This window comes from Sphingobacterium faecium (assembly GCF_003054045.1).
Lineage (GTDB): Bacteria > Bacteroidota > Bacteroidia > Sphingobacteriales > Sphingobacteriaceae > Sphingobacterium > Sphingobacterium faecium.
The window spans coordinates 134,196-146,388 of record NZ_QBKH01000008.1 but is presented as its reverse complement, the minus strand read 5'-3'; the positions used below and the strand labels follow the sequence as shown (position 1 = coordinate 146,388).

The 12,193-nt window shown below is 35.1% G+C and carries 8 protein-coding genes; 5 read left to right on the top strand and 3 right to left on the bottom strand.

Annotation, left to right across the window (positions count from 1 at the left end; genetic code table 11):
* Nucleotides 1-2: 2 nt before the first annotated feature.
* From mltG to C8N37_RS20275, 5 genes are all read left to right on the top strand, one after another.
* Nucleotides 3-1,043, top strand: a complete 1,041-nt coding sequence (gene mltG, locus C8N37_RS20295; protein ID WP_108160642.1) for an endolytic transglycosylase MltG — start codon at nucleotides 3-5, stop codon at nucleotides 1,041-1,043.
* A 1-nt stretch (nucleotide 1,044) separates the two neighbouring features.
* Complete coding sequence (locus tag C8N37_RS20290; protein WP_094773033.1) at nucleotides 1,045-1,452, top strand: acyl-CoA thioesterase; 408 nt, start codon at nucleotides 1,045-1,047, stop codon at nucleotides 1,450-1,452.
* 2 nt (nucleotides 1,453-1,454) lie between these two features.
* Nucleotides 1,455-2,426, top strand: a complete 972-nt coding sequence (locus C8N37_RS20285; RefSeq protein WP_094773034.1) for a YihY/virulence factor BrkB family protein — start codon at nucleotides 1,455-1,457, stop codon at nucleotides 2,424-2,426.
* Nucleotides 2,427-2,844: 418 nt separating this feature from the next.
* Nucleotides 2,845-4,779 (top strand): 30S ribosomal protein S1, encoded by a 1,935-nt coding sequence (gene rpsA, locus C8N37_RS20280; RefSeq protein WP_045756269.1) that lies wholly within the window; start codon nucleotides 2,845-2,847, stop codon nucleotides 4,777-4,779.
* Between the two features lie 105 nt (nucleotides 4,780-4,884).
* Nucleotides 4,885-5,718 carry a sulfurtransferase gene (locus tag C8N37_RS20275; RefSeq protein ID WP_108160641.1) on the top strand — a complete coding sequence of 278 codons (834 nt, stop codon included), beginning with the start codon at nucleotides 4,885-4,887 and terminating at the stop codon, nucleotides 5,716-5,718.
* A 169-nt stretch (nucleotides 5,719-5,887) separates the two neighbouring features.
* Here C8N37_RS20275 and C8N37_RS20270 read toward each other — a convergent pair whose 3' ends face one another.
* The 3 genes from C8N37_RS20270 to C8N37_RS20260 are packed head-to-tail and all read right to left on the bottom strand — an operon-like array spanning nucleotide 5,888 to nucleotide 11,918.
* Nucleotides 5,888-7,789, bottom strand: coding sequence for a RecQ family ATP-dependent DNA helicase (locus tag C8N37_RS20270; RefSeq protein WP_108160640.1), 1,902 nt, complete (start codon nucleotides 7,787-7,789; stop codon nucleotides 5,888-5,890).
* Nucleotides 7,786-9,870 carry a ComEC/Rec2 family competence protein gene (locus C8N37_RS20265; protein ID WP_108160639.1) on the bottom strand — a complete coding sequence of 695 codons (2,085 nt, stop codon included), beginning with the start codon at nucleotides 9,868-9,870 and terminating at the stop codon, nucleotides 7,786-7,788. Before C8N37_RS20265 ends, C8N37_RS20270 begins: the two co-directional genes overlap by 4 nt.
* Nucleotides 9,870-11,918 carry a ComEA family DNA-binding protein gene (locus tag C8N37_RS20260; protein ID WP_108160638.1) on the bottom strand — a complete coding sequence of 683 codons (2,049 nt, stop codon included), beginning with the start codon at nucleotides 11,916-11,918 and terminating at the stop codon, nucleotides 9,870-9,872. Before C8N37_RS20260 ends, C8N37_RS20265 begins: the two co-directional genes overlap by 1 nt.
* Nucleotides 11,919-12,193: the final 275 nt, after the last annotated feature.

Genomic DNA, 12,193 nt, shown 5'->3' with positions numbered 1-12,193 from the left:
AAATGGAAAATAAAAAGAAAATACCAAGTTGGTTAAAAATTAGCATTCTCCTGATCTTTGTGGTTGGAGGTTATTTTGGCTGGACGGCTTATAAGACTTTCTTAGCATCAAATGTTACCGACAATCAAAAATATTTATATATCAATACAGGAGATACTTATGCACAAGTATTGGAAAAGATCAAAGAGCAAAAAATTGTTTCCGATCCTACGAGTTTTGATAGAGCGGCAAAATATCAAAATTACACCGATAATGTTAAGCCGGGACGTTATGCATTGACTCCTGGTATAAACAACAGAAGATTTATTGGCAATTTAAGAGGTGGTTATCAGGAGCCAGTTAAGTTTAGATTTGAAAATATCCGATTAAAAGAAAATTTCGCCGCAAAATTAGCGGATAATTTTGAAGCAGATTCTATTACATTTTTGAAGTTACTCAATAATGAAGACCTGGCAAAATCGTATGGTTTTACTAAGGACAATTTCATTGCGATGTTTATCCCGAATACATACGAGCTCTATTGGAATACAACACCTGAAAAGCTATTTGCCAGATTTCATGATGAATGGGAAAAATTTTGGACACCAGAGCGTTTAGCTAAAGCAAAAGTAATCAATTTGACTCCTCAGGAAGTAAGTTCACTTGCGGCAATTGTAAAAGGTGAAGCGCTGCATAAAGATGAAATGCCTGCTATAGCTGGCTTATATTTAAATAGGTTACAAAAAGGAATGTTATTACAAGCAGATCCAACAGTTATTTTTGCGAATAATGATTTCACTATCCGTCGTGTATTAAATAAACATTTGAGAGTAGATAATCCTTATAACACTTACGTCTACAAAGGTCTGCCTCCTGGTCCTATTATGATGCCGAGTATTGTGGCAATAGATGCAGTACTGAATTACAAGCACCATGATTATATTTATATGTGCGCTAAAGAAGATTTCTCTGGTTATCATGCGTTTGCCACAAATGTTGCCGAACATCAAATAAATGCACGCAAATTTCAAAAAGCATTAGACGAACGAAATATCAAAAAATAATATGTTTCAATTCGAATATCAAACCCGTGTACGCTATGCTGAAACCGATAAAATGGGATATGTGTACTATGGAAATTATGCAGCATTTTACGAGATAGCACGTACTGAAATGCTTAGAAGTACCGGGTTTTCTTATCGAGAGTTAGAAGATATGGGTGTGATGTTACCTGTCATCGAGATGAAGTGCAAATACATCAAGCCAGCACGATATGATGATTTGATAACCATCAAAACGACCATTCGTATCAAGCCTGCTGTAAGAATTATATTTGAATATGAATTATTCAACGAAAAACAAGAATTAGTAAATACGGGGGAGACAACGTTGGTATTTGTAGATATCATCAAAAATAAACCGACAATGCCACCCGCCATTTTTTTAGATAAAATGTCGAAATATTTTGATTAATCATGTCAAAGATTCATCACTACTTATTGCAATTAAAACCTTACAATCAAGTTGTTGAATGGAGCAAAGCGGTCATTTTACCTGGATTCGGATCTCTACCATTATATACCGTAGCTGTATTTTTTTTTCAAGAAATATCTCGTGATTCAATCTTAAGTAAGGCATCTTCTCTTTCTTATAGTTTCATGTTGGCCATTTTTCCTGGCATTATCTTTCTTTTTACGTTGATTCCTTATATACCCATAGACAATTTTCAGGAACAGCTTCTAGAATTTTTAGAAGTTGTGATTCCGCGAAATGCCTATGAAGTCGTCGAAACAACACTAGAAGATATTATCAAGAATCAAAATGGAGGTCTCCTATCTTTCGGTTTTATATTAGCTACATATTTTGCGACCAATGGTATGGCATCCATGATGCGGGCTTTCAATAAAGCATCCCTCATGGCGGAAAAAAGAACATGGATCAAGCGTAGAATGATTGCACTGGGACTTGCTTTTCTGATCATTATGGCACTAACAATAGGAATGACTATATTTACGTATGCTGGCATTATTGTCAATTATTTAAAAGATAGTATCGCGATTACCAAAAGCTTCTGGGCATTTGTAATCAAAGCAGCACGATGGCTTATCATATTTGGAATTTATTTCTTTACCGTGAGCTGCCTTTATAAATTTGCCCCAACATCATCACGAAGATGGAAATTGTTTAGTCCAGGGGCTACACTGGCAACAATATTAGCCATCCTGACCTTTTCTGGTTTTGCATTTTACATTAACCATTTTGGCACATATAACAAACTATATGGTTCTATCGGGACCTTAATTGTGATTATGATCTGGATGTACCTCAATACATTAATATTATTGATAGGGTATGAATTGAATGCCGCAATTGCATTATCCAAACAAAGCATTAAAATCGTACGACCAAAATCATACAATTCATTCAAAGGTATAAACGAGCAATAATCTCCCTTCCACATTTATACTCCATGGTGGGATTGACAATTAGGATATCAACAACAAGCATCCTTTAGCTATCACGATCCTAATCAGGGATAGTTGATATATTAAGGATATGGATACAAATCCAACCATGTGTTACAATAGCATAGCACAAGAAAACTATAAACAATTATTTTACAACAGATTAACAATACATAATAATTGGAGCTATGAATGATATAAATCGTTTTATTCTCTCTATTTTAACATGCATACCTTGATATGGGGCCGACTTTACTGATGGTGTAACCTTTTATAATACCCAAGAATAAATGTAATGTGGATAACATTTTAAAAAAAATAACATATAAATACTTGTTAATAAAAGTTTTTCGTATTTTTGCAGTCCCTACAAAGTGGGGAAAAGGAGAAAAAATAATTAATGGCAAAAAAACAAGAAGTAGAAAAAGAGTTAGCAGCGAAAAACGCAGAGCTACAAGGCGCTGACACCAAAGTGGTGAAAGACACAGAAAAAATTGAATCAGAGGCTGATTCAAAACTAATCGAAGAAATCAAATCTAACACATGGATCACTCCAGAAGGTGAATTCGACTGGGATGCTAGTGACAAAGGTTTCGGAAATTACAGCGAGGCTGAGCGCGCTAAATTAGAAGAACAATACGCAGGTACTTTCAACCAAATCAATCAAGGTGAAATTATCGAAGGTACTGTTGTTTCTATCAACAGTAAAGACGTTGTCTTAAATGTTGGTTTCAAATCTGACGGTTTGGTTTCATTATCTGAATTCCGTGACTTACCAGAATTGGCAGTTGGCGATGTAGTTGATGTTTTCGTAGAGTCGCAAGAAGATGCTAATGGACAATTAGTATTATCTCGCAAACGTGCTAAAACTCAAAAATCTTGGGAAGCTATCAATGAAGCATTGGAAAATGATGCTATCATTAACGGTTTTGTTAAAAGCCGTACTAAAGGTGGACTTATTGTTGATATCAAAGGTGTTGAAGCATTCTTACCTGGATCTCAAATCGATATCAAACCTATCCGTGATTACGATGTTTACGTTGGTAAAACAATGGAATTCAAAGTTGTTAAAATCAACCACGAATTTAAAAACGTTGTCGTATCACACAAAGTTTTAATTGAAAACGACTTAGAGAACCAAAAATCTGAAATCGTATCTAAATTAGAAAAAGGACAAGTATTAGAAGGTACTGTTAAAAATATCACAGATTTCGGTGTGTTCATCGATTTAGGTGGTGTTGATGGTTTACTTCACATTACTGATATTTCATGGGGTCGTATCGAGCATCCAAAAGAGGTATTATCATTAGATCAAACTATCAACGTGGTAGTATTAGATTTTGATGATGAGAAAAAACGTATCGCTTTAGGCTTGAAACAACTTTCTGAGCATCCTTGGGAATCTTTAGATAAAGACTTAGCTGTTGGTTCTAAAGTAAAAGGTAAAATCGTAACAGTTGCTGATTACGGTGCTTTCTTAGAAATCATCCCAGGTGTTGAAGGTTTAATTCACGTTTCTGAAATGTCTTGGTCTCAAAACTTACGTTCTCCACAAGAGTTCTTAAAAGTAAGCGATGAAATCGAAGCTGAGATCTTAACTTTAGATCGCGAAGAACGTAAAATGAGCTTAGGTATCAAACAATTGACTCCAGATCCTTGGAAAAATATCGTTGAGCGTTACCCAGTAGGTTCTAAACAAACTGCAGTAGTTAAAAACATGACTAACTTCGGTGTGTTCGTAGAATTAGAAGAAGGTATCGACGGTTTGATCCATATCTCTGATTTATCTTGGTCTAAAAAAATCAACCACCCTAACGAATTCACTAAAGTTGGTGAAAAATTAGATGTTGTTGTTTTAGAATTAGATGAAGAAAACAGAAAATTATCTTTAGGTCACAAACAATTAGAAGAGAACCCTTGGGATACTTTCGAAACAATCTTCACTATTGATTCAGTTCATGAAGGTACAGTATTGAAAGTTGGAGACAAAGGTGATATCGTTGCTTTACAATACGGTGTTGAAGGATTCTGTCCATCTAAACACTCTGTAAAAGAAGATAACTCTGCACTTAAAGTTGATGAAGTTGCTTCATTCAAAATCATTGAATTCAACAAAGAAAACAAACGTTTAGTAATTTCTCACTCTCGTATTTGGGAAGATGAAAGAGCTGAAGCACGTGTTGAAGAATTCAATGCTCGTAAAAAAGAAGCTAAAGTAGCTAACAATGCTGTTAAAAAAGTAAAAGATTCAGTTGAGAAATCTACATTAGGTGACTTAGACGTTCTTGCACAATTGAAAGAGCAAATGGAAGGTGATGAGAAAAACGGTAAATAGTTTTTAGCATCAACTCAATCATATTAAGCCCTAGCAAATTGCTAGGGCTTTTTTTGTTTATATCAAAAACATAATTAAATTTACCTAACATAAATTTAGTAAACCATGTATTTCCCATCTTCCCTCATTACCACAGCACAGCTGCAAAAAGAATTTGAAAATCCTAATGTTGTATTATTAGACTGCACGATTGACAAAGTGGGACAGTCCTTAAAAGACACAAAATTAGCGTTGATCCCAAACTCGCTATTCTTCGATATTGAGAACATATTCTCAGATTACAGTAGTGCCCTACCACATACACTCGTTTCGACAGAAGTATTTACAAAAGGCATTCAAGAATTAGGTATTAATCAAGATAGCATCATTATACTATATGATCGCTGGGGTGTATATTCAAGTCCTCGAGCATGGTGGATGTTCAAGGTGATGGGCTTTGAACAAGTTTATGTTTTAGATGGGGGATTGCCTGCATGGAAAGAAAAACATCATCCAATAGCTGATCAATACTTAAAAACATTAGCTAAAGGGAATGGTCAAGCACGATTTAATACGGCATGGTATGCAGATAAAACTTATGTATTAACTCAATATGAAAATAGCAAAGCAAGTATTATTGATGCTCGTAGCCAAGCAAGGTTTACCGCATCTGCACCCGAACCTAGAGCAGGATTAAGAGGGGGACATATTCCTCAATCTTATAATCTTCCATTTGACCATGTTCTCAAAGGAAACAGATACCGCTCAACAGAAGAATTGGAAGATTTGTTTAAAACATTCGATGCTACCCATGAACAAATCTTCTCTTGTGGTTCTGGAGTCACAGCATCCATATTAGCTTTTGCTAGTCATTTAATCGGTAATCAAAACATCAAAGTATATGATGGTTCTTGGTCCGAGTGGGGACAAGAAGACCTTGATTTACCTATTGCCCAATAGCCTTAAAAATTCACGAACATGCAAAACAAGTAGAGCGAACAATATTAATCACAGATCCAGAAAAAATTAAAGCAAAATTATTAAAAGTTGAGATTAATTGTTAATATGCCTATCCTTCATTGCCTACCAACTATAAGCAGGTAGTAAGGATATAAATTTGGATTTCAAATTAGATCTTCGTATTCCAAAAGTAAAGATCCTCTACTATACGAATCTTGTGGTTGTCGATTAAACTTCTCACCACACCTAATTTTATCTCATCATCACCAAGAGAAATTTGTCCGATCAGATCTTGAATAGTTTGTGGCTTACTCAGTAAAATACGTTCAATCTCTAGCTTAATATTATGGTGCATCATCACCTTATGATTGCGAATAAGACAGAGATCGCAAACTTGACAAAATAAGCTATTCTGCTCACCAAAATAATGAAGGAGAGACTGGCTACGACAAGTTGAATGTTCGATATAATTGAGCATGGCTTCCACTTGAGCAATTTTTACCTGTTGCCTTTCTCTAATAAAAACATGATCGACATATAGATTTTTATAATCGACACGATCTTGTAAAAAAGATAATTGAGGAGCATCAGTCGGTGGTATATAGCTTGCAATTTCCATTTGTACCAAAGCATGGATTAAGCTAACAATCTGCTCATAAGATACCACTAATTTCTTAGCAAACTCATACTCATTTATGGTAATATAATCATCAAAAACACCTCCATAAGATCGTAATATTGCTTTTATGAGTTTATCGTAGCGCTCGTATTGTACTTGGATCTTATATAATTCCTGATGATTGATTTCAAATTTAAACCGTGAAGGAATAAAAACAGCTTCCGATAGCGCTAACCATCCATCTTTTTCTAAAAACTTGAGCGCACTCAAAGTCGGTATTGTTTCAATTTTATATTTTTTTATAAAAGCGACAACATCAAAATCAAATGTAAGCCCCTCACCCGCTCCATATGGGATTTGAAAATGATTACATAAATGATGGTATACCTGTTGAATAAAAGCGACAGAAGGAAAACTAAGTTTAACATTTTTTAAAAGACGGTCCTTATCTCCCTGTTGATACAATAAGACAGGAAACGCTTTTTTTCCATCTCGACCAGCCCGACCTGCTTCCTGATAGTAAGCTTCTAAAGATTCGGGAATATCCAAATGAATGACAAATCTGACATCAGGTTTATCGATTCCCATCCCGAAAGCATTTGTAGCCACAATGACACGAGTCCGGTTTTGCATCCAAGCCTCTTGCTTGCTATCACGTTCTTTTCCTAATAATCCAGCATGATAAAAATCGGCACTAATCCCATTATTTACTAAATAACGGGCTACCTCCTGTGTTTCTCTTCTATTACGAACATATACGACACCTGAACCACCCAACTTTTGAATGATTCGGATCATCCGTCCAGCTTTATTTTCTTCTTCTAGTGCCATATAACCTAGATTATCGCGCAAGAAACTTTTGACAAATACATTGTTCTGCTTAAACTGCAGTTTATCTTGGATATCTGCGATGACCGCAGTCGTTGCCGTAGCCGTCAACGCTAGGAAAGGCACATCAGGATGTAATTCCTTTAATTTACCCAGTTGCAAGTAAGGAGGTCTGAAATCATACCCCCATTGTGAGATACAATGAGCTTCATCAATGGCAAAAAGATTGACAGGCATATGTTTGATACGTTCCTGTACCAATTCGCTGTAGAGACGCTCCGGAGATAAATAGAGGAACTTGATCTGCCCGAAAATGCAATTATCTAAAATAATATCCACTTCTCTAGGCTTCAGACCCGAGTAGATCGCAACCGCTTGGATACCGATATCTTTAAGATGCTGCACTTGATCTTTCATCAAGGCAATTAATGGTGTTACTACAATACAAATCCCCGGAAGCATCATTGCTGGAATCTGAAAACAAATTGATTTCCCCCCCCCTGTTGGCAAAAGTGCCAATGTATCTCTCTTCTCCAAAACAGATTGAATGATTTCTTCCTGTAATGGACGAAAGCCATCATGTCCCCAATATTGTTTTAAAATGCTGATGCTATCTAAACTCATAATAACTCCTTATCCCAAACATACGCAAAATTATTTTTTATGCTATAGTGAGCGACACCCAAACTATCAAGTTGATACTCCCAACGTCTAATATTAGCGTCAGTGCTTGTACCATCAAATAAAACGAGCTTCGGTTGAACAAGCTTAATATGGTCGATAAAATTCCATTTACTATTTTTGCGTACAAGCAAGAGATCTGTCGGCTGCACCGTAGGAGACCCATGTTCCAGAATTTGAACTGTAAAATTTGATTTCTGAATGAGACGATTTGTCCTTAGAGAATCAATGGAAGCCAATGAAACAAAATCAATATCTTTCCAGTTTGAAAATCGAGTTAAATCCCGATTGACACTATAAACTAAATTTCTAGAATTTAAGGAGTCATAAGAACTAATTAAAGTAACCTTACTCTTGTTTATAAAGGCAAGAGTGATTTCTTTTCTCGTATTATAAATACGAAAACCGCTATAATTTAATTGAACATATTGCTGGTAACTAAATAGAATGATTAAAACAAATAAAAAAATAGTACTGCAATATAAAGCAGATTTATTTTTCCAATACCATGCATAGCTACACATCAATATCACGACAATACTGACCAGAACCATAAGCGGAGAAAAAACAATTCCTGTCCAAGTTGCATAAGGCAATTGATCTAAGAACTTCAACATTTGGAACATCATTTGGATACACCATTGCATCATATTCCCTAACCATACATTCAACAGGTCAAACGGAATAAACAACATCCCAATACCTATATACATGATCATGGTAACAGGAACGATAACAAGTACGTTTGCTATCAAAAAGTAATTCGGAAACTGACCAAAATAAAATAGAGCCAAAGGTGCAGTCATAATTTGAGCACTTAATGAAATCATGGTACTATCCCACACTATACGTCCCAAACGACTGCCATCAAGAAAAATCGGACATTTAAATAATGGAAAAAGTAAAACAATACCCAACACCGCACAATAAGATAACTGAAATCCGATATCAAATAACATATTCGGCTCCAATAAAAGCAATACGAACGCAGATGAGGCCATTGTATTTAACATATTAGCTTCGCGTTGCATCGACCTAGAGATTAAGAAAAAACTGAGCATAATCGCAGCTCTTAAAATCGAAGGAGCCATACCAGTTAAAATGGTATAAGCCCATATCGATAACAATAATAAAACAAGTCTAAAAAAATTAAAAGTGTAATTTCCATTTAACTGCTGTAATATCCACATGAGAAACAAGAAAACAATGCCGACATGCATACCCGAAACACTCAACACGTGAATAGTACCTGTATTGCTAAATGTATGTATGACCTCAGAAGACATCATAGTCCTATATCCGACAATAAGTGCTACAGCAATTTGAAAAGATTCCTCATCTGCCACATACTTTTTAAATTTATCAACCAAATTTTTTCTTATCTGAAGTGCAAATGCCTTTATATCATTTCCTTTATTATGATTAATAGTCTTATATTCATGAGCATTCAAGAAGATCTGAGCATGAATACCTTGATGCATCAGATAATTCTTATAGTCAAATTCAAGCGGATTATAAGATGTAGGTATTTGTTGTATCTTATTGACAAACATGAGCTCATCACCATAACGAATTAATGTAGTACTATCCAATACGATAGTCATCATAAGTTTACCCGTAGCTTTTCTAAAAGATACGCCGATCTGCTGTGCTAGCACTTTAACAGGAAATCTGACTATACCATTTTTAACAATAGGCTCATCATCCACAATCCCCACCAACTGTTCACTTGCCTTCCCGTAAAAATGAGCACGATCAATATCAGCGTATGTTCTCCATATATTCCATATTCCAAATACAGATAACATGAAATAACCATTGATCATAAATAAAACACCCAATCTCGAACGTTGAAAAAAGAAGATAAAATGAATAACAACACTAAAAACAAGTAATAATTGTACTATAATAAAACGACTATCATCAGTTCTACTAGCATTCGCTACCCATATACCTAAACCATAAAAAAACAGAAATTTAAGAAAAGGAACTTTCTTCATCTGTTCATAAAAATTAGTTCTCATCAGAATTGGAATCTTAGCTGCAATTTAATTTCTGATTTCAGGTTACCTTGAATTTCATCTAAACCCGATCCTATACTCTCTAATCTAGGATAATAAAATGCCGATACTTTGGCCCATACATCAATACCCTGACCTATCCTATATCGCACATTGTTATAAAAGCGCCAACCTTTTTGATAGTATAATGGGAACGAAGAAGCATATAAAACATCATTCTCATAAGCATAGATCCGTGTATTATAACTATCCGTATGAAAATAAGCAATACGTAAATTCGTTGTCATTTTACTTTGATTAGGATTAAAAAACAAATCTTGATAGACCATCCAGCCATATTCTTTATCGTTAAGTCCCTTCTTATATTGCACTCCCTCTCCACGACTACGAATACTCCAAATGTTACTCAGTTTATATTTATATTCCAATCTTAATTGAGTTTTAATTACCTCTGCCAATCCTGTAGACGCATCGTTGTTACTTTCAGCATTTTCTTCCCTAAAACGATAGCGAAAACGTAAAGATAATTGCCCCCTTTTATACCAGAGATAGGAAAATTGTGATAACACATCATATCCTGAAGAAGGTTCGGAAACACGATAACGAAGCCCTGGGAATCTAAAAAGATCAACATAAGTAGTCCATTGGATTTTTCGAGAAGGATGATAGACGAGACCCGTATATAAACCTTTTTCATTGCTTGTACCACTGGCTTCACCCACCGATTGTGCAAAAAAACTGTGGTAATTTTTCTGATAGTCACGGTATAACAAAACAGTAGAAAATTGAGGCGATATGCTGGTGATCGAACCTGTTAACCAAGCATAACCACCATCAAGACTAGTTGCGAGCTCACCAAAAAAATAGGAATTACGATAGGTATAATTATAATAGACACTTGCATTTCGTAGTAAATTTCCTTCAAAGTCGTATTTATTTTCAGGTCTTTTCCCCAGCAATTTACTACCATCGAGATGGGTAGCGACAAAATTCCCTCCAATTTTCAATCTATTTTTGCTATACATTACATTATTTCCATAGACCAGCTGCCCAATAGCCTTTCTATACTGTTGCTCAGTAGGAGTTCGATGAAGGCCCGAAATTGCCAAAGTAGTTATTGCCCTTTCATCACCAATCTCTTTTACATTTCCATCAATAAGCCTATAAGAAATATAAGGTGTAAATTCAAACCTACCTATAGCCATAGTACCTGAAATTCCTCTTAAAAAATTAGCCTCATTCAGTGAAGTGTATGATCTCAAGCCAGCACCTTGTCTAGCTGCACTTTCAATCATACTACCCTTACCAAAACTTAAACCATTCCACATCGTCAAACCTTGACCTATTTGCAAAGCAAAATCGCCAATGACCACCTGCTTTACTTTACCAAGATCACGAATGGATAAACTTGCTGAATAAAAATCAAAACCATAACGCTGTTTATCGTTGAAAAAAGGTTCGCCAGCATCTTTATCCATATTGATCGACACTCGAATCTTATTATTATAATTAAAACGATACCTTAATAAATATCTGTTAGGATCTCCTAGATAACGAGACCGAGTTGTATCCATGATCTGATAACCTTTAGCTTGATGCAGTAAACGACCGTAGCGCAACATCACTTCCTGTTCAGCTTTTGTCACTAAATTCTTTAATGTAAAATCCCGATAGTGGATATTAGCTGAAACGGTAACAAAAGGAAGTAAATTTTGAACTGTCCGAACATCAAAACCAGCAATACTTTGCAGCTCTTGCACCGAAATAAAATCTCCAGATTCCTTTCGATGTGCCAACAAATGCTCAATTTGGAGCATACTCAGAAATAATAAATCATGCAATTCCCGACCATCAGTTTTATTTAGGTTGATCGGATGCTTGATATAATAGGACCAGCGTTCGGATATTTCACTTGCATCCACATCTTGATCCAACTCTTCCAAAAGCTGTTCAAATAATTGATCCAAGGTTAATTCAGGATTTTCTTGAGCAAAGGTATAAAATGGATCTAGAAAGAAAATCCAAGATAATAAGTAGAGTTTTAATTTCATAGGCTTTTGCTATAAGTTGTTACTAATCAGAAATATTGAATATATTATGTTCCATATTTTTGAATTGAAATAATGGATGTAACATTATTTCCTGAAAGCCTTATTAAAAAAGCAATCGAAAAAATTTAGGGGTATAAGTTATAATTAAAATAACATATTCGCATTTTAAAATGTTGGAACAACTATCACCTCAAGGATCAGCAATAACAGACACAGCATTAGCAAGTATAATATGGCTTATTTATTCATTTAATTAAACATAATAGGATAAAGAA

Bases quoted from the DNA above. Each gene is read 5' to 3' on its own strand.
- mltG (WP_108160642.1), top strand. From the start codon at position 3: ATGGAAAATAAAAAGAAAATACCAAGTTGGTTAAAAATTAGCATTCTC.
- C8N37_RS20290 (WP_094773033.1), top strand. From the start codon at position 1,045: ATGTTTCAATTCGAATATCAAACCCGTGTACGCTATGCTGAAACCGAT.
- C8N37_RS20285 (WP_094773034.1), top strand. From the start codon at position 1,455: ATGTCAAAGATTCATCACTACTTATTGCAATTAAAACCTTACAATCAA.
- rpsA (WP_045756269.1), top strand. From the start codon at position 2,845: ATGGCAAAAAAACAAGAAGTAGAAAAAGAGTTAGCAGCGAAAAACGCA.
- C8N37_RS20275 (WP_108160641.1), top strand. From the start codon at position 4,885: ATGTATTTCCCATCTTCCCTCATTACCACAGCACAGCTGCAAAAAGAA.
- C8N37_RS20270 (WP_108160640.1), bottom strand. From the start codon at position 7,789: ATGAGTTTAGATAGCATCAGCATTTTAAAACAATATTGGGGACATGAT.
- C8N37_RS20265 (WP_108160639.1), bottom strand. From the start codon at position 9,870: ATGAGAACTAATTTTTATGAACAGATGAAGAAAGTTCCTTTTCTTAAA.
- C8N37_RS20260 (WP_108160638.1), bottom strand. From the start codon at position 11,918: ATGAAATTAAAACTCTACTTATTATCTTGGATTTTCTTTCTAGATCCA.